The sequence below is a fragment of the Pseudomonas frederiksbergensis genome, from assembly GCF_003732705.1.
Classification (GTDB): domain Bacteria; phylum Pseudomonadota; class Gammaproteobacteria; order Pseudomonadales; family Pseudomonadaceae; genus Aquipseudomonas; species Aquipseudomonas frederiksbergensis_F.
Genome location: NZ_MOBR01000012.1, coordinates 14,778 through 36,472 on the forward strand (window position 1 = coordinate 14,778; position 21,695 = coordinate 36,472).

General features: G+C 60.3%; 21 protein-coding genes. 7 read left to right on the plus strand and 14 right to left on the minus strand.

Going from position 1 to position 21,695, the window contains the following annotated elements; all coding sequences use genetic code 11:
• Window positions 1–8 precede the first annotated feature (8 nt).
• Entirely contained in the window at window positions 9–290 is a 282-nt protein-coding gene (locus tag BK667_RS15140) for a hypothetical protein (RefSeq protein WP_123511373.1), read from the minus strand.
• Window positions 291–587: 297 nt separating this feature from the next.
• Here BK667_RS15140 and BK667_RS15145 point away from each other — a divergent pair, with 297 nt between their 5' ends.
• Complete coding sequence (locus BK667_RS15145) at window positions 588–1,091, plus strand: polysaccharide deacetylase (RefSeq protein ID WP_123511371.1); 504 nt, start codon at window positions 588–590, stop codon at window positions 1,089–1,091.
• Window positions 1,092–1,101: 10 nt separating this feature from the next.
• Here BK667_RS15145 and BK667_RS15150 read toward each other — a convergent pair whose 3' ends face one another.
• A complete protein-coding gene (locus BK667_RS15150) occupies window positions 1,102–2,154 on the minus strand; it encodes a S8 family peptidase (protein WP_259698042.1) in 1,053 nt (350 codons plus the stop codon).
• A gap of 267 nt (window positions 2,155–2,421) precedes the next feature.
• Here BK667_RS15150 and BK667_RS15155 point away from each other — a divergent pair, with 267 nt between their 5' ends.
• The 3 genes from BK667_RS15155 (at window position 2,422) to BK667_RS15170 (ending at window position 6,370) form a co-directional block, all read left to right on the plus strand.
• Window positions 2,422–4,356 carry a RecQ family ATP-dependent DNA helicase gene (locus tag BK667_RS15155; protein WP_123598096.1) on the plus strand — a complete coding sequence of 645 codons (1,935 nt, stop codon included), beginning with the start codon at window positions 2,422–2,424 and terminating at the stop codon, window positions 4,354–4,356.
• 231 nt (window positions 4,357–4,587) lie between these two features.
• Window positions 4,588–5,814, plus strand: coding sequence for a 3-hydroxyacyl-CoA dehydrogenase (locus BK667_RS15165; RefSeq protein WP_123598098.1), 1,227 nt, complete (start codon window positions 4,588–4,590; stop codon window positions 5,812–5,814).
• Between the two features lie 136 nt (window positions 5,815–5,950).
• Complete coding sequence (locus BK667_RS15170) at window positions 5,951–6,370, plus strand: acyl-CoA thioesterase (RefSeq protein ID WP_123511347.1); 420 nt, start codon at window positions 5,951–5,953, stop codon at window positions 6,368–6,370.
• A 121-nt stretch (window positions 6,371–6,491) separates the two neighbouring features.
• Here BK667_RS15170 and BK667_RS15175 read toward each other — a convergent pair whose 3' ends face one another.
• The 4 genes from BK667_RS15175 to BK667_RS15190 form a co-directional block, all read right to left on the minus strand.
• On the minus strand, window positions 6,492–6,977 hold the full coding sequence (locus tag BK667_RS15175) for a glycine zipper domain-containing protein (RefSeq protein WP_123511345.1): 486 nt from the start codon (window positions 6,975–6,977) through the stop codon (window positions 6,492–6,494).
• Window positions 6,978–7,334: 357 nt separating this feature from the next.
• Window positions 7,335–9,683, minus strand: coding sequence for an FdhF/YdeP family oxidoreductase (locus BK667_RS15180; RefSeq protein WP_123598099.1), 2,349 nt, complete (start codon window positions 9,681–9,683; stop codon window positions 7,335–7,337).
• Entirely contained in the window at window positions 9,680–10,519 is an 840-nt protein-coding gene (fdhD, locus tag BK667_RS15185) for a formate dehydrogenase accessory sulfurtransferase FdhD (protein ID WP_123511341.1), read from the minus strand. Before fdhD ends, BK667_RS15180 begins: the two co-directional genes overlap by 4 nt.
• 92 nt (window positions 10,520–10,611) lie before the next feature.
• Window positions 10,612–11,499 (minus strand): LysR family transcriptional regulator, encoded by an 888-nt coding sequence (locus tag BK667_RS15190; protein WP_123511339.1) that lies wholly within the window; start codon window positions 11,497–11,499, stop codon window positions 10,612–10,614.
• Window positions 11,500–11,635: 136 nt separating this feature from the next.
• Between BK667_RS15190 and lysM the strand changes: the two genes are divergently transcribed.
• On the plus strand, window positions 11,636–12,085 hold the full coding sequence (gene lysM, locus BK667_RS15195; protein ID WP_123511337.1) for a peptidoglycan-binding protein LysM: 450 nt from the start codon (window positions 11,636–11,638) through the stop codon (window positions 12,083–12,085).
• A 146-nt stretch (window positions 12,086–12,231) separates the two neighbouring features.
• Here the strand turns inward: lysM and yrfG are convergent, their stop codons facing one another.
• A complete protein-coding gene (gene yrfG, locus BK667_RS15200) occupies window positions 12,232–12,894 on the minus strand; it encodes a GMP/IMP nucleotidase (protein ID WP_123402663.1) in 663 nt (220 codons plus the stop codon).
• Between the two features lie 90 nt (window positions 12,895–12,984).
• Between yrfG and nudE the strand changes: the two genes are divergently transcribed.
• The gene (gene nudE / locus BK667_RS15205) at window positions 12,985–13,551 is read left to right on the plus strand and encodes an ADP compounds hydrolase NudE (protein ID WP_054047735.1); all 567 of its coding nucleotides are present in this window, start codon (window positions 12,985–12,987) and stop codon (window positions 13,549–13,551) included.
• Window positions 13,548–14,375, plus strand: coding sequence for a 3'(2'),5'-bisphosphate nucleotidase CysQ (gene cysQ / locus BK667_RS15210; RefSeq protein WP_123598100.1), 828 nt, complete (start codon window positions 13,548–13,550; stop codon window positions 14,373–14,375). The genes nudE and cysQ overlap by 4 nt, the downstream gene beginning before the upstream one ends.
• Before the next feature lie 110 nt (window positions 14,376–14,485).
• On the opposite strand, the gene BK667_RS15215 is transcribed toward cysQ, so the two are convergent.
• From BK667_RS15215 to rfbB, 7 genes are read right to left on the minus strand one after another with little or no spacing between them, the layout of a single operon-like run.
• Window positions 14,486–14,941 (minus strand): YiiD C-terminal domain-containing protein, encoded by a 456-nt coding sequence (locus tag BK667_RS15215; RefSeq protein ID WP_123598101.1) that lies wholly within the window; start codon window positions 14,939–14,941, stop codon window positions 14,486–14,488.
• A gap of 40 nt (window positions 14,942–14,981) precedes the next feature.
• Window positions 14,982–16,376: a sigma-54-dependent transcriptional regulator gene (locus BK667_RS15220; protein ID WP_123598102.1), complete on the minus strand. Its 1,395-nt coding sequence runs from the start codon at window positions 16,374–16,376 to the stop codon at window positions 14,982–14,984.
• The gene (locus BK667_RS15225; RefSeq protein WP_123598103.1) at window positions 16,373–18,181 is read right to left on the minus strand and encodes a sensor histidine kinase; all 1,809 of its coding nucleotides are present in this window, start codon (window positions 18,179–18,181) and stop codon (window positions 16,373–16,375) included. Before BK667_RS15225 ends, BK667_RS15220 begins: the two co-directional genes overlap by 4 nt.
• A gap of 36 nt (window positions 18,182–18,217) precedes the next feature.
• Window positions 18,218–19,087 carry a dTDP-4-dehydrorhamnose reductase gene (rfbD, locus tag BK667_RS15230; protein ID WP_123598104.1) on the minus strand — a complete coding sequence of 290 codons (870 nt, stop codon included), beginning with the start codon at window positions 19,085–19,087 and terminating at the stop codon, window positions 18,218–18,220.
• Complete coding sequence (gene rfbC, locus BK667_RS15235) at window positions 19,084–19,629, minus strand: dTDP-4-dehydrorhamnose 3,5-epimerase (protein WP_123598105.1); 546 nt, start codon at window positions 19,627–19,629, stop codon at window positions 19,084–19,086. The genes rfbD and rfbC overlap by 4 nt, the downstream gene beginning before the upstream one ends.
• Window positions 19,626–20,501, minus strand: a complete 876-nt coding sequence (gene rfbA, locus BK667_RS15240; RefSeq protein WP_123598106.1) for a glucose-1-phosphate thymidylyltransferase RfbA — start codon at window positions 20,499–20,501, stop codon at window positions 19,626–19,628. The genes rfbC and rfbA overlap by 4 nt, the downstream gene beginning before the upstream one ends.
• Window positions 20,498–21,580 (minus strand): dTDP-glucose 4,6-dehydratase, encoded by a 1,083-nt coding sequence (gene rfbB, locus BK667_RS15245; RefSeq protein WP_123598107.1) that lies wholly within the window; start codon window positions 21,578–21,580, stop codon window positions 20,498–20,500. The genes rfbA and rfbB overlap by 4 nt, the downstream gene beginning before the upstream one ends.
• Between the last annotated feature and the right edge of the window lie 115 nt (window positions 21,581–21,695).

Here is a 21,695-nt window from a genome sequence, read left to right on the forward strand (position 1 = left end):
GTTTTGTATTAAGGTTTGATTCTTGTTTTTGCAACTTCAAGCAGTTGGTGTCCGTCTTGGGTTAATAGGTAAAGTGCATTAATGATATGTGGAATGTCTTTGATATCCGCCTCGTTGTAACTCTGGCAATAAAGTGTCTCAAGCAAGTCGCTGGCGGCGCGGATGCGTTGGCGGGCGGCGTCGAGAATTTCGTGCGGGTCGGCTTCGGTATCGATGACCAGCACCGGGGTATTGCTGTAGCTGGTCTTGAGCGGGCGATAGCGTTTGGTCTGTGATTGAAGCGTATTCATTGAGGTTTGTCCTGTGCGAAATCACGGCAGGCCGAGACACTGATTCAGCCGCGCCAAAGACTATAAAAGGGCATCACGCGGCGCGGCAATAGGACTGCGATGGACAGGATTCGTAGGGGTTTTACCCGTGTTTTAGGATTTGGCCTACGCGTTTCCCGAGTATTTTTATGGAAAAACCCTTACGGGTTAAATTTCCCACGGGTTTGTCAGGCATTGCGCGGCAAACCTCTGTATGGTGCGCGCCAGAATCCGTAGGGCGTTTCCAAACGTCTGACACACGCTTAAAGGGAATTAGGTATGCAATGGCTACGTATGGCCTCGATTTTGTTGTTGTGGGCCGGTGTTTGCCGTGTGGCGGGCGGCACTGATGCTGGGGGCTCGATGGTGCAGGCCAATATGGATCGCACCGGTTGGCCGGATGCCCTCACCACCCAGGCTGAAGTCGATACCGCGTCCCGCGCCGAAGTGCTGATGGTCGGCAAGGCGTTGCTGGACAGCGAAACGCTGGATGAACCCGGTCTGCGACAACGTCTGGGCGTGCAGGCTGTGAAGCTCAAGTCTGTGCGACAAGTGCGTGACGGCTTGTGGGATCGGTTGCTCAGCACTTACCGCAATGCCAGCCAGAACTGTGATAGCGAACCCTTCTGCCCGCGCGTGCGCAGCGTCGCGGATTTGCGTCAGTTGGCGGCGGCGTTCACCGGCGAAATCAGCCCGGCTTATGCGGCATGGGCGAGCAAGAGCCGGGTGTTTCACGAGCAGGCATTGAATGAACAACTGCGGGTGGCGGTGTTGATTCCTTAAGCAGCTTGAATCAATTATTCATCTGTTTCGGAGACTGGCGCGATGCAGCGTCAAGGTCCAGCAGACCTCTGCCATAAGCTTCACTGTTGGCGTAGATGCCGGTCCGATTTGCGGTCGCCAACAGGTGATCGCGCACTTGCTGAGTGCTGAGTTCGGGATAGTGGCTTTGCAGGGCTGCCAGCGCGCCGCTGACCAATGCAGTGGCAGGAGACGTGCCCGCGGTTTGTACATATTTGCCGTCCTTGCTGGTCGTCAACAAGCCGTATTCTTCACCAGAGTCGCCACCGGGTACGGCGATGCACCAGTCTGCTGCTACGCCGCAGTAATTGGATTGGGCATTGATGGCGCTGCCGTCATTTTTCAGCGCGACCACCGCCAGCCATCCCTTCTCCAGCTCGGGTAACGCAATGGGTAAACCGGGCTCGGCCAACGGTTCTCTTTTCAGTTCGTTGCCGGTCGGGAACACAAACACCGCGCCTTCCTGCACAAGCTTTTGCGCGGTCGTCATCGATTTGGGCATTACCTGGCGATAACGCGCCTTGTTGATCGCTGTCGCCGGAATCGCATTGGCCCACGAGTTACTGAAAATCCGTGCGCCTTTATCGAAACCCGACTGCCAGGAACGCGCGATTTCACTGTCGAAAAAAAACGGCTCATTGTCGTCGCCGAATCGGAAGGGGATCAGTTGCGCGTTGTACGCGACCCCGTGCATGCCCTGATCATCCTTGTTGGCCGCGAGAATACCGGCCATTTGAGTGCCGTGACCGACCCGGTCAATGGTGCCGACCCTTTGCTCGACGTAGTCGAATCCCGGGTCACGAACCCGCCCTTGAAACTCCGGCAGCAGGCTGTTCAGGCCTGAGTCGACCAGCGCAACCGACACGCCCTGACCGGTGCCGCCGCGTGCGTAGAGGCTTGCGGCATTAATGACTGCGAGGCCTTTCTGGGCCTGATATTCCGGGGTTTCGAACGTGGCGAGGAACGGTGGATCTTCGGGGAGTTGCATACAACCGCTGAGCAGCAGAGAGGCAAGGGCTATTGGATAAAAGGGGGTGGGTAGCATGGTCGTTCCTTCGTCTGGATCCGCGCGTATCAGGCGTCCTGCCATGATGAGAGATGCGCGGACAGTGGTTTTGTGAGGGCGAACATTACCTGCAGAACGGGTGGCGCCGCGAGGGCCAAAAGTGTTTCGTTTGTTTCATCCTGTGGCAAAGGCTCAGGGCGGCAAGGCTGTATCATCCCGTATCGTTTTGGTCCCCGACCTTTTCTCGACTCGCTGCAATCGCCGGCTAGGCTTTTGGCATCGCAGCAGTCAACGGAGTGACAGCTTATGCACAACACCCTGGAACAGGTTTTCGGTTATCCACAGTTTCGGCCCGGTCAGGAGGCGGCGGTCAGCGCGGTGTTGGCCGGGCGCTCGGCGGCGGCGATTTTTCCCACTGGCTCGGGCAAGTCCCTGTGTTATCAATTGCCGGCATTGCTGCTGCCGCACCTGACGTTGGTGGTGTCGCCGTTGTTGGCGTTGATGCAGGATCAGTTGGCGTTTCTGCAACGCCACGGCATTTCGGCAGGCAGTATCGATTCGGCCCAGAGCCGCGACGACGCCAGTGACGTGATGGCCCGGGCCAAGTCGGGCGAGTTGAAAATTTTGATGATCTCTGTAGAGCGCTTGAAGAACGAGCGCTTCCGCAATTTCTTGCAGCAGGTACCGATCTCGCTGCTGGTGGTGGATGAAGCGCATTGCATCTCGGAGTGGGGTCATAACTTCCGCCCCGACTACCTCAAGCTCCCGGACTACCAGCGCCAGTTCAACATCCCCCAAGCCTTGCTGCTGACCGCCACGGCGACCCCCAAAGTCATCGCGGACATGGAAGCGAAATTCGCCATCGCCCCCGAGGACGTGGTCACCACCGGTTTCTATCGCCCCAACCTCAACCTGCTGGTGGAACCGGTGCGCGGCCAGGACAAACGCCGCCGTCTCGTCGAGTGGATGAGCCAGCGTCCCGGCCAGCCGAGCATCGTCTACGTCACCCTGCAGAAAACCGCCGAACACATCGCCGAGCATCTGGGCCGCAACGGCATTCAGGCCGAGGCCTATCACGCCGGTTTGCCCCATGAACAACGGGAAGGCATTCAGAAGCGCTTCATGGGCGGGCAGTCGAATTGCATCGTCGCCACCATCGCGTTTGGCATGGGCATCGACAAGAGCGACATCCGCAACGTCGTGCATTTCGACCTGCCCAAATCCATCGAAAACTACAGCCAGGAAATCGGTCGCGCCGGACGTGACGGGCAGCCTTCCGACTGCCTGGTATTGGCCAATCGCGACAGCCTCAACGTGCTGGAAAACTTCGTCTACGGTGACACGCCGGAACTGGACGGCATTCGCTGCGTGCTCGACGAGTTACAAGCTGCCGCTCCCCAAGGGCAGTGGGAGTTTCTGCTGGGGCCGTTGGCGGATCAGAGCAACATTCGCCAATTGCCGCTCAAGACCTTGCTGGTGCAATTGGAACTGCGCGGGATCATCGCCCCGCGTTACGCCTATTACGCGGAATACCGTTTCAAATACTTGCAGGAGCCCGAGGCATTGCTCGCCCGTTTCGAGGGTGAGCGCAGGGACTTCGTTGCGGCGATCATCCAGACCTCTACGCGCGCACGGACCTGGGCGACAGTGGATTTTGACGCGCTGTACGAGCAGCATTCGGCCGAGCGTAATCGGGTGGTCAAGGCGCTGGATTATTTCCAGGAGAAGGGCTGGGTCGAACTTGAAAGCAAGCAGATGACCGAGGTCTATAGCCTCCTGCAAACCGGGTTTGACCCCCAGGCTTTGAGCGAAGAATTGCACGCTTATTTCACCCGCCATGAACAAACCGAGATCGCGCGTATTCACGCAATGCTTGATCTGTTCGCCACCGATCATTGTTTGGGCTATCGCCTGGCCGAGTACTTCGGCGATGAAAACGCGCCTCGGCAGTGCGGGCATTGCTCGGTATGCCATGGTGATGTGGCGCGACTGCCCGCACCGCCGGAGTTGCCAGCGCTTGTGGATAAAAACTTTGAAGCGCTGTGTGGTGATTTTATCCACAGGCATGAGCACTACACCGGGAGCCTGCCGTCAGCGGAGCGGGTGACGCGTTTCCTCTGCGGGATTAGTGTGCCGTTGTTCACCAAGCTCAAGGCGCGGACGATTCCGGGGTCGGGTGCGCTGGAGGATTACCCATATGCCGAAGTGCGGGAGTGGGCCCAAGCGCATTTACCCAGTTGAAACATGGACCCCTTGTGGGAGCGGGCTTGCTCGCGAAGGCGGAGTGTCAGCCAACATCACCACTGATTGACACACCGCCTTCGCGAGCAAGCCCGCTCCCACAGGGATTTGTGGTGTATCTACGGGCGCATCCATCCCCTGAATGTCTCCCATCACAGGAATAAATTTCAAAAACCCCTGGCGGCTGACTATGGTGAAGGCAGTCTTTGGATCGCCAACAAGAGAACAACAATGAGCCAGACGCCGTTCAATATTCAGCGCGCCGCCGTGATCGGCGCGGGCACCATGGGCCGTGGGATTGTCATGTGCCTGGCCAATGCCGGGGTGCCAGTGCAGTGGGTCGATAACAATCCGCAGATGCTGGAGCAGGCATTGGCCGCTGTCGCCGACACCTACGCCCACAATGTGCGCCAGGGCCGGATCGATCAGGCCGAAGCCGACGCCCGCCTGGCGCGAGTGACCAGCGCGGCTGATTACGCGGCGATTCGCGATGTCGATCTGGTGATTGAAGCGGTGTACGAAAACCTTGAGCTGAAGCAGAAAATCTTCCGCGAACTCGACGGTTTGCTCAAGCCCGAAGCGATCCTGGCCAGCAATACCTCGGCGCTGGACATCGACGCGATTGCCGCTGCCACGCGTCGCCCGCAACAAGTCTTGGGCCTGCACTTCTTCAGCCCGGCGCACATCATGAAATTGCTGGAAATCGTCCGCGGCGCGCAAACCGCTCCGGCGGTGCTCGAAGCGGCGCAGGCGCTGGGCAAGCGCATGGGCAAAGTCAGCGTGGTGGCGGGCAATTGCCATGGTTTTATCGGCAACCGCATGCTCAATACCTATGTGCTCGAGGCGCGCAAGATGCTGCTTGAAGGCGCATTCCCTTATCAAGTGGACGCTGCGCTGCAAGGTTTCGGTTTCGCCATGGGGCCGTTCCGTATGTACGACGTGGTCGGTATTGATCTGGGATGGCGTGCCCGCGAACTGGCTGGCAAAGGTCAGGATGCGCCGGAGGTTCAGGTCGACAATCGGCTATGCGAACTCGGGCGTTTCGGTCAGAAAAGCGGTGACGGTTATTACCACTACGAGCCGGGCAGTCGCCAGGCTGAGCACGATGTGGAAGTCGATGCGCTGGTCTTGGAGGTCAGCGAGGGTTTGGGCTTCCAGCGGCGTGAGATAAGCCCTGAGGAGATTCTGGAGCGCTGTTTGCTGGCGCTGGTCAACGAAGGGGCGAAGATTCTTGAGGAAGGCATTGCCGGGTCGGCCCATGACATTGATCTGGTTTACCTCAATGGCTATGGCTTCCCGGCGGACAAGGGCGGGCCGATGGCCTGGGCGGATCAGCAGGGGTTGGCGGATATTCATCAGCGGTTGCTGGCGCTGGAGACCCGGCAGGGGGACCAGTGGAAACCGGCGCGGTTGATTGGGGAGTTGGCGGCTGTTGGGAAGGGGTTTGCTGACAAGTAAACTCCACCGATTCGATCGCTCCCATGCTCTGCGTGGGAACGCCTCCATGGACGCTCTGCGTCCGCTGTTGGGGCGCGGAGCGTCCCGGGCTGCATTCCCACGCAGAGCGCGGGAACGATCATTATGATGAGAACCCATGAACCAACGCACCGACTACCCGCACTTCCAACCCATCACCACCCGCTGGCACGACAACGATGCCTATGGCCACGTGAACAACGTCACCTACTACAGCTTTTTCGACACGGCGGTGAACACTTATCTGATTGAGGTCGGTGGGCTGGATATCCATGACGGTGAAGTCGTGGGTTTTGTGGTGAGTTCGGCGTGCGATTACTTTGCGTCCATCGCGTTTCCGGATCGGATCGAGATCGGCCTGCGGGTTGGCAAGTTGGGCAACAGCTCGGTGCAATATGAACTGGCGGTATTTAAGCAAGGGGACGACGAAGCCTGTGCGGCCGGGCGTTTCGTGCATGTGTTTGTGGATCGGGCTTCAAATGAGCCGGTGACGATTCCCGCCGGGTTGCGCGGGGCGTTGGAGCGATTGGTGGTCTGAAACGAAAAAAGATCGCAGCCTCCGGCAGCTCCTACAGGGATTTGTGTACACCCGTAGGAGTTGCCGAAGGCTGCGATCTTTTGATCATCTTGCCGGGCAATCAGCAATCAGCAATCAGCAATCAACGATCACGATAGTATCTGTGATGCTTACGGTGGCCATAGGCATGACCCCGGCCCCGGTGGTCATCACGGTAGTAGCGACGATCATCATGGCCGCCACGATAGGAACGACGATCATCGTCGTTACTCGAGTTGCCCATGTAGTTGCCCAGCGCGCCACCGGCGCCACCGCCGGCTGCCGAGCCGATCAGGCTGCCGGTGCTGCCGCCCAGGCTGCGACCGACCACGTTGCCGCCCGCTGCGCCCAACGCACCGCCAATGGCGGCTTGGCCACGGCTGTGTTTGTCGGCGCCGACGGCGCTACCACCCGCGCCGCCCAGGGCCGCGCCGATGGTGGAACCTGTATTGCCGCCTAGTGACTGACCGACGACCGAGCCCAAAACCCCGCCCAATGCGCCGCCCACACCTGCTTCGGTGGTGCCTCCGGCAGAAGCTAAGCCACTGGCCAGGCTAAGGGACAACAAGAGAATCGAGGAGAACTTCATAGAGGAACCTCAAGGGGATGACGGCGCGATCCTGAGGCTGTGTCCTGATTGTGACAATCGAATTCCGACGAGTAACACGACTTGTACACAATTCTATAAGTTGCTGTTTTTTGGGCGGAACTTAAGGGTTTTTCGCCGGTCTTTAGCTACTTCGGACAGGCCGTTTCTATGCAGAAACGGCCTTTTTTGTGGGCGATTGGAAAGTGTTCGAAGGGGGCCGATACAGGCATTTCAAAGTTCGGACGCCTTCGCGGGCAAGCCTCGCTCCTACAGGGGGGCGTCGTTCACATAATTTGTGGACGACTCTAACCTGTAGGAGCGAGGCTTGCCCGCGAAGAGGCCGGACCTGCCGCCACATCAAGCCGACTTGGCGAAAATCAATCCCGTCTCACTGGCCATTTCCAACCGGATCGCCACAAACTTCGACGTCGGCGTATGGCTGCCATCCCCGGTGCTTTCCAGCGGCACCAATGGATTCACTTCCGGGTAATACGCCGCCGCCTGCCCCGCAGGAATATCAAACGCCAACAGCGTAAACCCTTTCACCCGACGCTCACGACCATCGTCCCAGATCGAAACGATGTCGGCCTTCTGCCCCGGTTTGAACCCCAGGCGAATGATGTCCGCCTCGTTCACAAACAACACATCCCGCTGGCCCTTCACCCCGCGATAACGGTCATCAAGACCATAAATCGTGGTGTTGTACTGATCGTGGGAGCGCATCGACTGCATGATCAGGTCCGGCAACACCCCCGTGGCGCGCGTGCGTTCGTGCACCAGGTCTTTGGGCAGCACGTTCGGACGGAAATTGGCCCGGCCCGACGGCGTGTTCCACTTGCGCGCGCCGGCGCTGTTGCCGAGGTAGAACCCGCCCGGGTGCTTGACCCGCTCATTGAAGTCGCGGAAACCCGGAATGGTGTCGGCAATCAGGTCGCGGATGCGGTCGTAATCGGCCACCAGCCAGTTCCAGTCCACCGGTTTGCTGCCCAGGGTCGCGGCGGCGATGCCGGCGATGATTGCAGGCTCCGAGCGCATCTGGTTCGACAGGGCCTGCAACTGGCCGTTGGAGGCGTGGACCATGCTGAAGGAGTCTTCAACGGTCACCGCTTGCGGGCCTTCGGTCTGGATGTCGATGTCAGTGCGGCCCAGGCACGGCAGGATCAGCGCGTCTTTACCGTGAGCCAAATGGCTGCGGTTGAGCTTGGTGCTGATTTGCACGGTCAGGTCGCAATTGCTCAGGGCCTGGAAGGTGCGTGGGCTGTCCGGGGTGGCTTGGGCAAAGTTGCCGCCCAGGCCGATAAACACTTTGGCGCGGCCGTCGGCCATGGCGTGAATCGCCTCGACCACGTTGTGGCCGTTTTCACGGGGCACTTTGAACTGGAAGCGGCGTTCCAGAGAATCGAGAAACGCCACCGGTGGGCGCTCATTGATGCCCATGGTGCGGTCGCCCTGCACGTTACTGTGGCCGCGCACCGGGCACAGGCCGGCACCCGGACGACCGATGTTGCCGCGCAACAGCATCAGGTTGGCGATTTCCTGAATGGTCGCCACCGAATGGCGATGCTGGGTGATGCCCATCGCCCAGCACATGATCACGTTCTTGCCTTTGGCGTACATGCGCGCCGCTTGCTCGATGTCCACCAGGGTCAGGCCGGACTGCTCGACGATCTGCGCCCACGGCGTGTCGTCGATTGCGCCCAGGTATTCCAGCACGTTGGCGCTGTGTTCATTGAGGAAGTCGTGATCGAGCACCGAAGGCTGGCCGGTCTGCTGCGCTTCGCGCTCCCAGTGCAGCAGGAATTTCGCCATGCCGCGCAGCAGCGCCATGTCGCCGCCCAACGCCGGACGGAAATACGCGGTGTTGGTCGGCTTGTCGCCGTTGGTGAGCATTTCGATCGGGTGTTGCGGGTGCTGGAAACGTTCGAGGCCGCGCTCTTTCAGCGGGTTGATGCACACCACCTGAGCGCCGCGTTTCACCGCTTCGCGCAGCGGTTCGAGCATCCGCGGGTGGTTGGTGCCGGGGTTCTGGCCCCAGACAAAAATTGCATCGGCGTGTTCGAAATCGTCGAAGGTCACGGTGCCTTTGCCGACGCCGACACTTTGCGCCAACGCCACACCGCTGGCTTCGTGGCACATGTTCGAGCAGTCGGGGAAGTTGTTGGTGCCATAGGCGCGCACGAACAATTGATAGAGGTACGCCGCTTCGTTGCTGGCGCGGCCCGAGGTGTAGAACTCGGCCTGATTCGGGCTCGACAGTCCCTGCAAATGTTTGGCGATCAAGGAGAACGCGGCTTCCCAACTGATCGGCTTGTAGCGATCGGTTTCGGCGTCGTAGCTCATCGGCTCGGTCAAACGGCCTTGGTATTCGAGCCAATAGTCACTTTGCTCCAGCAAAGAGCTAACGCTGTGCTTGGCGAAGAACGCGCCATCGACACGCCGTTTGGTCGCTTCCCAGTTCACCGCTTTAGCGCCGTTCTCACAGAACGCCACCATGCCGGCTTCGTTGGAATCGCCCCAGGCACAACCGGGGCAGTCGAACCCGCCATTCTTGTTGGTCTTGAGCATCATGCGCAGGTTTTTCAGGGCGTTGTCACTGGACAACCACGCCCGGGCAACGCTGGCCAGCGCGCCCCAACCACCGGCCGGACCTTTGTAGGGCTTGTAGCGCGGAACGGGTGTCTGGTCGGCTTGATTGTGTTGACTCACGCTTGATTCTCCAACGCAGGGCTGTAGACCCGCGGCGCACTTTTTTGCGGCAGGTGGATGAGATTGAGGTTGTGACGACGGGCCCATTGCACGGCAAGGCCCGTGGGCGATGACAGGCTGACGAGGGTCTGGATGCCTGCACGCAGTACTTTCTGGATCAGTTCGAGGCTGCAACGGCTGGTGACAATCGCCAGGCCGCCGGCCGTCGGGATGTTCTGCCGGATCAGGCCACCGATCAGCTTGTCGAGGGCGTTGTGCCGGCCGATGTCTTCGCGGCCCAGCAGCAACTCGCCCTGGTCGTTCATGAACACCGCCGCGTGCACCGCGCCGCAATGCTGGCCCAGTGGCTGGAACGCGCCGATGCGCTGGCGCAAACCATCGAGCCATGCGGCGGGTGGCAGCGGTGCACCGGGCAGCACTTTAAGGTCAGGCAACGCCTGCTCGACCGCTTCCACGCCGCAGAGCCCGCAACCGCTGGTGCCGGCCAGTTGCCGACGTTGCTGCTTGAGGTTCCAGAAGGCGCGGTTGGCGATGGTCACTTGCGCGTATTGCGCCGAACCCGTGCCGCTGAGTTGCAGGTCATAGATGTCGGTGGCGTCTTCGATGATGCCGCTGCCGAGGCTGAAACCGACGATAAAGTCTTCAAGATCCGTCGGCGTGACCAGCATCACAGCCTGGCTGATGCCGTTATAAGCGATCGCCAACGCCACTTCCTCGGCCAGCGCGGTGCTGTCCGATTCGGTGTATTGAAGGTCGCTGTAACTGTAAGTCTGGCTTGCGTCTGGCGCGGGCGTTTCGAGTGCGGGCGCCGCGCTTGAAGGGCGCTTGGCGTTCATGGCATCACCGACGGTTTGATCAGCCCTAAGCGTAAGCGCGTCAACTTGTCGCGTCTAATCGCTATTACTGATCTGCCGATAGATGCCGTCGATCAAGACTCTGTCTGTGATTTCTGATAGATCGCGAAGCAGGCTTCCGCCAACGCCGAGCGCGGGGCACTGCGACGCATGATCAGTCCAAGCCGGCTGAGGGTTTGCGCGTTTTCGATGGGGTGCAGGCGCAAATGGTCGGTGAGGTTTTCCAGGCCGCTGTCCAACGGCATTACGGCGCAGCAGAAACCGCCGTGCACCGCTTGTAACAATTGGTGCACCGCATCGGTTTGCAGCAACGGTTGTGGCGTCAGCCCGCGACTGTGGAAATTGTGGTCGATGGATTGGCGAAAGTGCATGCCGCTGGTGAGCATGCCCAGGGGCAGTTCGATCAGCGATTCCCAACTCAGTGGCGCCTCGCCGAATGTGTGAAAACGTTGATCGTAGAGCAGGCCCATGCGGGTTTCGCTGAAGGCCAGGGAATCGAAACGCTCGCCGTCGAGACGCTCCAGATAGGACACGCCGAGGTCCAGACGGTTGTTCGCCAATTGTTCGAGGATTTGCTCGGAACTCAGGGCCGAGAGCTCGAAGCGCAGGTTCGGGTGCTCGGCGTGCAGGCGTTGCATCAGGGGCAGCGGATCGAAACTCGATAGCGGCACCACGCCCAAGCGCAACGTACCCACCAGATTGCCGCGACAGGCTGCGGCTTCGGCCTGCAAACCGTCATAAGCCGCCAGCACCGTGCGCGCCCAGGCCAGCACCCGCTCGCCTGGCGCGGTGAAGCCTTCGAAGCGCTGGCCGCGATTGACCAGCGGCAATTCCAGCTCTTCTTCAAGGCTGCGCAGGCGCATGGACAGGGTCGGTTGGGTGATGTGACAGCGCGCGGCGGCTTGGCCGAAGTGCCGGGTTTCGTCGAGGGCGATGAGGAATTTGAGCTGCTTGATGTCCATCTTCGCTCCAGGGCGCGGGCAGGGTTTGCGATTCTAGCGCTTGCGCGGGGTGGGGTCATTGGTCGGGTTGGAACCAGGGTCTGTGGGCTTGGTCTAGTCTTTTGCGTCTGGACCCTTATCCCATGGAGAGAACACGATGAGCCTTTTCAGCTTTATCAAAGAAGCCGGTGAAAAAATCCTCGATGCGCTGACGCCGGACAAGGCCGAGGCCAATGGCGAAGCGTTGACCAAGCACGTACAAGATGCATTGAAGGGAATCGACACTTCCAAGATTCAAGTGAAGGTCGAGGGCGAGAAAATCATCGCCACGGGCGAGGCTTCGAGTCAGGAGGAGAAAGAAAAAATCCTGCTGGCCCTCGGTAACGTGGCCGGTATCAGTGGTGTTGATGACCAGATCACTGTGACTGGGCCAGTCGCAACCGCCGCGAAATTCGTCACGGTCGAGAAGGGCGACACGCTCAGCGCGATTTCCAAGCGTGTGTATGGCGATCCCAACAAGTATCAAAAGATCTTCGAGGCCAACAAGCCGCTGCTCAAGGACCCGAACAAGATCTACCCGGGGCAGTCGCTGCGGATTCCCGAATAATGTGAGGCCCGTCGATCGTTCCCACGCTCCGCGTGGGAATGCCTCCGCGGACGCTCCGCGTTTGGCTCTAAAAGGGACGCGGAGCGTCCCGGGCTGCATTCCCACGCGGAGCGTGGGAACGATCAGGTGCAGGCAATTCGATCTATCTACAACCCGGCAATCAACTCGCGATAATCGACCACCGCCGCGAACTCCGCCGTGTCTTTCGGCCCTTTACGACTATCCGGCTCGCTTACGGCCAACAAATGCGCCACGCCAAAATTGCGCGCACTGCGCAGGATCGGCAACGTATCGTCGATGAACAGACTGCGTGCCGGATCGAAACCGATGTCCGCCTGCAAGGCATCCCAGAACTGCGGATTCTCCTTGGCGAACCCGTAATCGTGGGAGCTGATCAACCGCTCGAAATACGGCGCCAGTTCAATCCGCTCCAGCTTCAATGACAGCGAATCACGATGGGCATTGGTGATCATCACCACCCGCTTGCCGGCCTGTTTGATCGCCGCCAGGAAGGTGTCCGCATCCGGGCGCAGGGCGATCAGGTGCGCGGTTTCCAGTTTCAGCTCGCGCACCGGGATTTTCAGTTCGGCGCTCCAGAAGTCCAGGCAGTACCACTGCAACTGGCCGGCATTGCGTTCGAACAATGGCTGCAATTCCATCTCGGCCATGGCCCGGCTCACCCCGTGCAACTCGGCATAACGCTGAGGCAGGTGCTCCATCCAGAAATGGTTGTCGTAGTGCAGGTCCAGCAGCGTGCCGTCCATGTCCAGCAGAACGGTGTCGATGTCGCGCCAGGGCAGCAGGGACATAAAAAACTTCTCCAGCGGTAAAAAAGATATCCGGCTCAAACAATCAGGATAGGCCGGGTATAGTAACCCGCTATCGCCAAGGAGCCGCTTATGCGCCAGAAACCCACCGTACTTGCCCGCGAGATTGTCGCCACCAGCCGTTTATTCTGCGTCGAAGAGCTGAAATTGCGCTTTTCCAATGGCGTGGAGCGCACGTACGAGCGTTTGGTCGGCAAAGGCGCCGGGTATGGCGCGGTGATGATCGTGGCGATGCTCGATGCGGACCACGCGGTGTTGGTCGAAGAATATTGCGGCGGCACCGATGAATATGAGCTGTCCTTGCCCAAAGGCTTGATCGAGCCCGGCGAAGACGTGCTGGCGGCGGCCGAGCGGGAACTCAAGGAAGAGGCCGGGTATGGCGCGCGGCAGTTGGAGCATTTGACCGAGCTGTCGTTGTCACCCGGTTACATGAGCCAGAAGATCCAGGTGGTGTTGGCCACCGATCTGTACGAGGAAAGCCTGGAGGGTGACGAGCCCGAGCCGATGAGGGTGGACAAGGTCAACCTGCGCGAGCTGTCGGCCCTGGCCCAGAACCCGCAATTCACCGAGGGCCGTGCCTTGGCGGCGCTGTACCTGGCCCGGGATCTGCTGACTCAGCGTGGGGTGTTCCTGCCATGAATTTCCCCCATCCGTTGATGGCGCCGGTGGTTGAGCTGGCGTTGAGGGCTGGCGAAGTCATCCTGCCGTTCTGGCGCACCGGCACAGCGGTGACCGCCAAGTCCGATGATTCACCGGTCACGGCCGCTGATTTGGCGGCTCACCATGTGATCCTCGACGGGTTGACGGCATTGGACCCGAGCATCCCGGTGCTGTCCGAAGAAGACGCCAATATCCCCCAGAGCGTGCGCGCCGGGTGGCAGCGCTGGTGGCTGGTGGATCCGCTGGACGGGACCAAGGAATTTATCTCCGGCAGTGAAGAATTTACCGTCAACATCGCGTTGATCGAGCAGGGCCGCGTGGTGTTTGGCGTGGTGTCGATGCCGACCAACGGCCGCTTCTATGTCGGTGGCGCCGGGTTGGGCGCCTGGCGTGGCGATCATGGCGCGACGCCGCTGCCGATTCAGGTTCGCGATGTACCGGCGGCGGGCGAAGCGTTCACCGTGGTGGCCAGTCGTCGGCATTCCAGCCCTGAGCAGGAGCGTTTGTTGGCGGGGTTGAGTGCCAGTTTGGGTGAGCTGCAATTGGCGAATTTCGGCAGTTCGCTGAAATTTTGCATGTTGGCGGAGGGGGCGGCGGACTGTTATCCGCGTCTGGCGCCGACCTCCCAGTGGGACACCGCAGCGGCGCAAGGTGTACTGGAAGGGGCGGGCGGTGAGGTGCTGGATTTGAGCGGTGCGCCGTTTTGCTATCCGGCGCGGGAATCGTTGTTGAATGAGTACTTCTTGGCGTTGCCCGCCAAGGCTGCTTGGCGCGAGAAATTGCTGGAGTTAGCTCGTAACTAAGATCGTTCCCACGCTCCACGTGGGAATGCCTCAAGGGACGCTCCGCGTACCAATGGGACGCGGAGCGTCCCGGGCTGCATTCCCACGCAGAGCGTGGGAACGATCAGTTGTCAGCGGTGCAGGACGTACTGCCCGGTAAACGTCACCGCATCTTCCTCCGTCCCCACATTCACAATCCGCGAATGCAGCGTCAGCCGCGCTTTTCCGTAGCGTTTATACATCGCCAGAAACTTCTTCCAGACGACCGCACTCGGCGCCTGGCAAATCGCCGTGGCGTCGGTGGTCACCGGCAGCGGATAGTTGATCTGCCCTTCGTGAATCACGATATGCCCGTCTTCAATTCCCTCTTCCCGCAGACGCAAATGCAGCCAGCCCCAACCCGCCAGCACCGCGCCGCAATACAGGCTGCCGCCGAACATGGTGCTTTTGTGATTGACGTTGGGGTCCAGCGGCAAGTGCAGGCGCAGCTGCTGGTCGTGCCAGTCGAGCACTGTGACGCCCATGTCCCGCGTCAAGGGTATGTCGCGATGGAGAACGGATTCCAGGTGACGACTGTCGCGGCTCATTCACGGGTCTCTTGTTTGGAAGTGATGATTTGACGGTAGCTCAATCGAGCTCGTCAGTGTGGCTGTGAGCACCGCTGTCCGCGAAGTTCAGCCCATGCTTGCGCAGCTTGTCGTGCAAGGTCTTGCGCGGAATGCCCAAGGCTTCGGCGAGGCTGCGCACCGAGCTGTGGGGGCGAGCCAGTTCGGCGGCGATCAGGGTTTTTTCGAAGTTTTCCACCTGCTCGCTCAGACCGCCGCTGACCACTTCCACCGTGGTGCTGACGCCGCCATCCGGCGCGCTGTTGTCCAGCGCCAGTTCCAACCCGAGGGCAAAGCGTTCGGCAGCGTTTTGCAGTTCGCGCACGTTGCCCGGCCAGGAGTGACGCAGCAGTAAGGCCCGTTGCCCCGGTTGCAGTTCGTGGGGCGGCAAGCCGTGACGGGCGCTGGCTTCGTCGGCGAAATGCTGGAATAGCATCAGCGCATCTTCGCCGCGTTCGCGCAGTGGCGGAATGCGCAGTGGCGCGACGTTCAGTCGGTAATACAAGTCGGCCCGAAACCGGCCCTGATCGGCGGCCTGGCGCAGGTCTTCCTTGGTGGCGGCGATGACGCGGATGTCCAGCGGGATCAGTTGATTGCCGCCCAGGCGCTCGACCACTCGCTCCTGCAACATGCGCAGCAATTTGACCTGCACATCCAGGCTCATGCTTTCGATTTCATCGAGGAACAGCGTGCCGCCGTTGGCGAATTCGAACTTGCCGATGCGGCGTTTTTGCGCGCCGGTAAACGCGCCGGGCTCGTGACCGAACAACTCGCTTTCCACCACCGATTCGGCCAGCGCCCCGGCATTGATCGCCACGAACGGACCGTTACGCCGACTCGACAAATCGTGCAGCGCCCGGGCCACCACTTCTTTACCGGCACCGGTTTCACCCAGGATCAGCACGTCAGCCTTGGTCGCCGCCAGGGCGCCGATTTGCTCGCGCAAACGCAGCATCGGCGCCGACTGCCCGACCAGCCGAGTGCTCAGTTCATTGCGGTCGCTCAGGGCCAGACGCAGGCTGCGGTTGTCCAGTACCAACCGGCGCAGGGCGAGGGCGCGGCGCACGCTGTCGAGCAGGGCATCGCTGGCGAAGGGCTTTTCCAGAAAGTCATAGGCCCCGGCGCGCATCGCTTGCACCGCCAGCGGTACATCGCCGTGACCGGTGATCAGCAGCACCGGCAGCTCCGGGTCCTGGGCATGCAGTTCGGTCAGCAGCTCGAGGCCGTCCATGCCGGGCATGCGGATGTCACTGACCACCACGCCCGGCCAGTCGCGTTCCAGTTGCCCGACCACGCCCTTGGCTTCAGACAGCGGCAGGATTTTCAGACCCGCCAAATCCAGCGTCTGGCTCAGGGCCTGACGCAAATGCGGATCGTCGTCGATCAACACGACCTGGATGCGGTTATCGATGGTCATGCACTTCGGTCCTCGGACGGTTGCAGGCTTACACCCGGTGCGCCGGCGCGTAGCTTCAGGGTAATCAGGGCGCCGCCCTCCTTGTGGTTGGAGAACGACAGTTCACCACCGAAGGCGCGCATCAGGGTGTCGCAGATCGCCAGCCCCAGCCCAAGGCCCTGGGTGCGGGTCTTGGTGGTATAGAAGGGTTCGCTGGCGCGACCCAGGGCTTCCATGCAAAACCCCGGGCCGTTGTCGCGAATGTACAGGTTGACGCCGTCAGTGGTGGATTGGGCACTCAACCAGAGTTTGCGCGGCGGGCCTTTTTCGGTCAGGGCGTCGAGGGCGTTGGCCAGCAGGTTGCCGAGCACCTGACGCAAACGGGTTTCCCCGGCCTCGACCCACAACGTGGCGGCCGGCAAATCGCGGATCAGCTCGACTTCCATGCTGCGGCGACGTTTGGCCAGCAAGGCCAGGGCATCGTCCAGTGCCGGTTGCAGGGCGACGCTTTCCGGGGCGTGGCGATCACGGCGAGCGAAGGCACGCAGATGCGCAATGATCGAGGCCATGCGCCCGGTCAGCTCGCTGATCAGCTTGAGATTGCCACGGGCATCGTCGGTGCGTTGGTGATCGAGCAGCACTTCAGCGTTTTCCGCGTAGCTGCGAATCGCCGCCAGCGGTTGATTGAGTTCATGACTGATGCTCGCCGACATCGTCCCCAGCGCCGACAGCTTGCCGGCCTGCACCAGATCATCCTGGGCGCGCACCAGTTCTTGCTGGGCCTGTTCGCGCTCCAGCACTTCCTGTTTCAGGCGTCGGTTGAGGCCTTCGAGGTCGCTGGTGCGCTCGGCCACCCGGCCTTCCAGTTCGCGGCGGGCCTTGGCTTCGAAGGCGATGCGCTCCAGATAATGGCGGCGGCGCTGCATCATCAGACCGAGCAGCAGCATCAATACCAGCAGCGTCGCACCACCGATGGCCAGGACCGTGCGCACCGGGCGATCAATCAAGGTGCGGGGCGCAAGGATGCTCACGTTCCAGCCGGTTTCCGCAATCGACTGGGTCTGGGTCAGCCAGGCGTTGGGGTTGAGTTTCAACGGTTTCGGATTGCGTGTCGGGTACGGTTGGATCGTGCCGATGGCCTTGTTCTCTTCGTCACTCAAGACGCGGGTGGAGCGAAAACGCCACTCGGGCCGCGAGGTGAGAATGACCACGCCGTTGTGATCGGTCAGCAGCAGTTGTTCCGGGGTTTTACCCCAGAGGCTTTCGGTGTGATCGAGATCGACCTTGACCACCAGCACGCCGATGACTTTCTCACCCTCGCGCACGGCGGCGGCGAAGAAGTAACCGCGTTTGGCCGAGGTGGTGCCCAGCCCGAAAAAGCGTCCGAGCCGTCCGGCCATGGCTTCGCTGAAATACGGCCGGAAGGAAAAATTACGCCCGACGAAACTGTCGTGTTTGTCCCAGTTGGACGCCGCCAGGGTCTTGCCGCTGGTGTCCATCAGGTACATGACTTCGGCGCCGGTCTGGGCGCTGATGTTTTTCAGCAAGCGATTGGCGTTGCCTTGGGTGACGCTATCGTCAGGCGCACCGAGCACGGCGCGCAGGGCGGGCAGGTCGCCGAGGATCTGCGGCAACACTTCATAACGGTGCAGGGTGCCCAGCAGGTTGGCGACGTAGAGGTCGAGGGTCTGACGGTTCTGCCCGGCCAGTTCGCTGCGGTAGTAACGCTCGGCCAGATGCTGCAACGGCCACAGCAACGGCGCCAGGCACAGGGCAAGCAGGGCGAGGCTGCGCCAGCGGGGTCTGCGGGGGAGGGTCGGAGTCATGGGCATCGAGCGCCTGGGGGGACAGGCGCATTATGCCTAGGGTTGTTCGGCAAGACACTCGCGTAGCGCGGTTTGCCAGTCTGGCTGGCTGACGCCCCATTCCCGCTGCAGGCGAGTGCAGTCCAGGCGTGAATTCAACGGGCGGGCGGCCGGTGTCGGATAGTCGCTGGAGGGAATCGGCAACAGGGTCGCGCAAGGCTTGCCCTGTGCCCGCAATGCGTCGCCGATGGCCTGGGCGAAACCGAACCAGGACGTTTCACCCTGGGCCGTCAGGTGATAAGTGCCCCATGCGCCGGCCTGTCCTGCCTGCCAGCGTTCGATCAGGGCAACGGTGCTGCTGGCGATCGTGCCGGCCCAGGTCGGCGCGCCGATCTGATCCGCGACAATGCGCAACTCCGGTTTTTCTTGCAGCAGGCGTTGCATGGTCAGCAGGAAATTGCGGCCGTGGGTCGAGTAGACCCAACTGGTGCGCAGGATCAGATGCTGGCCTTGCACCTCGGTGATCGCGTGTTCGCCAGCCAGTTTGCTTTTGCCGTAGACGCCAAGCGGGTTGGGCGCGTCGTCTTCGTTGTACGGCGCGGCTTTACTGCCATCGAACACGTAATCGGTGGAGTAGTGAATCAATGGAATATCCAGCTCACGGGCTTCCCGGGCCAGTATTCCGGGCGCGGTGGCGTTGATCGCAAACGCCAGCTCCGGTTCGCTTTCCGCCTGATCGACAGCGGTGTGCGCCGCGGCGTTGATGATCAGGTCGGGGCGGAGCTTTTGCACATGCTGACGAATCTGTTCTGGCTGAGCCAGGTCGAGCTGATCGCGACCGAGCACGATCAACTCGCCAAGCCCGCCCAGGCGACGCTGCAATTCACGGCTGACCTGACCGTGTTGACCACTGATGAGGATTCTCATGGGAACAGGTCGGCCTCTAGCCAGCTTTTACCGTGCTGATCCTTTTCCGATAACTGGGGAGGTTCTTCCAGTTGCCAATCGATGGCCAGGGTCGGATCGTCCCAGCGAATGCAGCGCTCGGCGCTGGGTTCGTAGTAGTCGGTGGTTTTATAGAGGAACTCGGCGAAATCGCTCAGCACCATGAAACCGTGGGCAAATCCTTCCGGAATCCATAGCTGACGATTGTTCTGTGCCGACAGGCGCACGCTGGCCCAGCGCCCGAAATTTGGCGAGCTGCGGCGGATGTCCACGGCGACGTCCAGTACTTCACCGGCGGTCACACGAACCAGCTTGCCCTGGGTGTGTTCCAGCTGATAGTGCAAGCCACGCAGTACACCTTTTCGCGAGCGCGAATGATTGTCCTGAACGAAGGCTTTTTTAAGGCCCGTGGCTTGTTCGAAGGCCCGGGCATTAAAACTTTCGTAGAAAAACCCCCGTTCATCACCGAAAACCTTGGGCTCGATAATCAAAACACCCGGCAAATCAGTGGACGTGACATTCATTGATCTTCTCCAGCGATCTTGAACAGATACTGACCATACCCGGTTTTGCCAAAGTACTGCGCGCGCTCAAGCAAGTATTCACGATTGATCCAGCCGTTCTGGTAGGCAATCTCTTCCAGGCAGGCCACTTTCAAACCCTGGCGATGTTCAATGGTTTGCACATATTGCGAGGCTTCGAGCAGGCTGTCGTGGGTGCCTGTATCGAGCCAGGCAAAGCCACGACCAAAGCGCTCGACCTGCAAGTCGCCGCGTTGCAGATAAGCATTGTTGATGTCAGTGATTTCCAGCTCGCCACGGGGAGAAGGCTTGACGGCCTTGGCGATCTTGATCACGTCGTTGTCGTAGAAATACAACCCGGTGACCGCGTAGCTGGACTTCGGCTTGACCGGTTTTTCTTCGATCGAAAGTGCACGGCCCTCGCTGTCGAAGTCGATCACGCCAAAGCGCTCCGGATCCTTGACCCAGTAACCGAACACGGTCGCGCCGCTGCGTTGCCTGGCGGCGCTTTGCAGTTGTTCGCCGAAGTGCTGGCCGTGGAAAATGTTGTCGCCCAGGATCAGACACACCGGGTCATCGCCGATGAATTCTTCGCCAATCAGAAACGCCTGGGCCAGGCCGTCCGGGGACGGCTGTTCGGCATAGTTGAAATTCACTCCGAACTGGCTGCCATCGCCCAGCAGATTGCGGTATTGCGGCAGATCCTGAGGCGTGGAGATCAACAGAATGTCTTTGATGCCAGCCAGCATCAGGACCGAGATCGGATAGTAGATCATCGGTTTGTCGTAGACCGGCAACAGCTGTTTGGAGACACCGAGGGTGATCGGGTGCAAGCGCGTGCCCGAGCCGCCCGCCAGTACAATTCCTTTCATCATGCGATCAAATCCTTGATCTCTGTGAAGCCCAGTCGCTCACCCTGATAGCTGCCATCCTGAACCCGGCGGCACCATTCAAGGTTATCCAGGTACCACTGAACGGTTTTGCGCAGGCCGGTTTCGAAAGTTTCTTCAGGAACCCAGCCCAGTTCGCGCTCTATCTTGCTGGCGTCGATGGCGTAACGCAGGTCGTGGCCAGGGCGATCCTGGACGAAGGTGATCAGGTCAGTGAAGTGCGCGACGCCCTCAGGTTTGCCTGGTGCCAGCTCTTCCAGCAGTGCGCAAATGCCGCGAACCACGTCGATGTTCTTTTGCTCGTTATGACCGCCGATGTTGTAGGTCTCGCCGACCACGCCCTCGGTGACAACCTTGAACAGCGCACGGGCGTGATCTTCGACAAACAGCCAGTCTCTTACTTGCAGGCCATTGCCATACACCGGCAGGGGTTTGCCGGCCAGGGCGTTGAGAATCACCAACGGGATCAGCTTTTCCGGGAAGTGGAACGGTCCGTAGTTGTTCGAGCAGTTAGTCAGCAAGACCGGCAGACCATAGGTGCGCTGCCAGGCACGGACCAGGTGGTCGGACGCTGCCTTGCTGGCAGAATACGGTGAGCTGGGTGCGTAAGGCGTCGTTTCAGTGAACAGGTCATCGACACCATGCAGGTCGCCATAGACCTCATCTGTGGAAATGTGATGGAAGCGGAAGGCACTTTTTTCAGGCTCGGCCAGGGTTTGCCAGTAGGCGCGGGTGGCTTCCAGCAAGCTGTAGGTGCCGACAATATTGGTCTGGATGAAATCCGACGGACCGTCAATGGAGCGGTCTACGTGGGATTCAGCAGCCAAGTGCATGATTGCGTGAGGCTGGAAACGAGTCAGTACCGCGCTCATCGCGGCTTGATCGACGATGTCGGCCTGAACGAACTCGTAGCGAGTGTCGCTGGCAATGCTGGTCAGCGACTCAAGATTGCCAGCATAGGTCAGCTTGTCCAAGTTGAGCACTTCATGTTCGGTGTTCCGAATCAAGTGACGGACCAGAGCAGAGCCTATGAATCCGGCGCCGCCGGTGATGAGAATACGCATGTTCGTTGGCCTTTTTCCGTAAGACGATAAAGCGAGTGGAGCATAGCTTGTCGGCAGGCGGGACGTGGTGCAAGAGGGTTGTTGGTCGTATTTAGGTTTTGCAGCCCTTTATCAG

What these genes read in the sequence shown, in the direction of transcription:
- nudE (WP_054047735.1), top strand. Translation starts at nt 12,985, where the DNA reads ATGCGCCAGAAACCCACCGTACTTGCCCGCGAGATTGTCGCCACCAGC.
- BK667_RS15155 (WP_123598096.1), top strand. Translation starts at nt 2,422, where the DNA reads ATGCACAACACCCTGGAACAGGTTTTCGGTTATCCACAGTTTCGGCCC.
- BK667_RS15140 (WP_123511373.1), bottom strand. Translation starts at nt 290, where the DNA reads ATGAATACGCTTCAATCACAGACCAAACGCTATCGCCCGCTCAAGACC.
- BK667_RS15225 (WP_123598103.1), bottom strand. Translation starts at nt 18,181, where the DNA reads ATGACTCCGACCCTCCCCCGCAGACCCCGCTGGCGCAGCCTCGCCCTG.
- cysQ (WP_123598100.1), top strand. Translation starts at nt 13,548, where the DNA reads ATGAATTTCCCCCATCCGTTGATGGCGCCGGTGGTTGAGCTGGCGTTG.
- rfbD (WP_123598104.1), bottom strand. Translation starts at nt 19,087, where the DNA reads ATGAGAATCCTCATCAGTGGTCAACACGGTCAGGTCAGCCGTGAATTG.
- yrfG (WP_123402663.1), bottom strand. Translation starts at nt 12,894, where the DNA reads ATGTCCCTGCTGCCCTGGCGCGACATCGACACCGTTCTGCTGGACATG.
- BK667_RS15220 (WP_123598102.1), bottom strand. Translation starts at nt 16,376, where the DNA reads ATGACCATCGATAACCGCATCCAGGTCGTGTTGATCGACGACGATCCG.
- BK667_RS15175 (WP_123511345.1), bottom strand. Translation starts at nt 6,977, where the DNA reads ATGAAGTTCTCCTCGATTCTCTTGTTGTCCCTTAGCCTGGCCAGTGGC.
- BK667_RS15190 (WP_123511339.1), bottom strand. Translation starts at nt 11,499, where the DNA reads ATGGACATCAAGCAGCTCAAATTCCTCATCGCCCTCGACGAAACCCGG.
- lysM (WP_123511337.1), top strand. Translation starts at nt 11,636, where the DNA reads ATGAGCCTTTTCAGCTTTATCAAAGAAGCCGGTGAAAAAATCCTCGAT.
- rfbA (WP_123598106.1), bottom strand. Translation starts at nt 20,501, where the DNA reads ATGATGAAAGGAATTGTACTGGCGGGCGGCTCGGGCACGCGCTTGCAC.
- rfbB (WP_123598107.1), bottom strand. Translation starts at nt 21,580, where the DNA reads ATGCGTATTCTCATCACCGGCGGCGCCGGATTCATAGGCTCTGCTCTG.
- BK667_RS15215 (WP_123598101.1), bottom strand. Translation starts at nt 14,941, where the DNA reads ATGAGCCGCGACAGTCGTCACCTGGAATCCGTTCTCCATCGCGACATA.
- BK667_RS15150 (WP_259698042.1), bottom strand. Translation starts at nt 2,154, where the DNA reads ATGCTACCCACCCCCTTTTATCCAATAGCCCTTGCCTCTCTGCTGCTC.
- BK667_RS15170 (WP_123511347.1), top strand. Translation starts at nt 5,951, where the DNA reads ATGAACCAACGCACCGACTACCCGCACTTCCAACCCATCACCACCCGC.
- fdhD (WP_123511341.1), bottom strand. Translation starts at nt 10,519, where the DNA reads ATGAACGCCAAGCGCCCTTCAAGCGCGGCGCCCGCACTCGAAACGCCC.
- BK667_RS15145 (WP_123511371.1), top strand. Translation starts at nt 588, where the DNA reads ATGCAATGGCTACGTATGGCCTCGATTTTGTTGTTGTGGGCCGGTGTT.
- BK667_RS15165 (WP_123598098.1), top strand. Translation starts at nt 4,588, where the DNA reads ATGAGCCAGACGCCGTTCAATATTCAGCGCGCCGCCGTGATCGGCGCG.
- rfbC (WP_123598105.1), bottom strand. Translation starts at nt 19,629, where the DNA reads ATGAATGTCACGTCCACTGATTTGCCGGGTGTTTTGATTATCGAGCCC.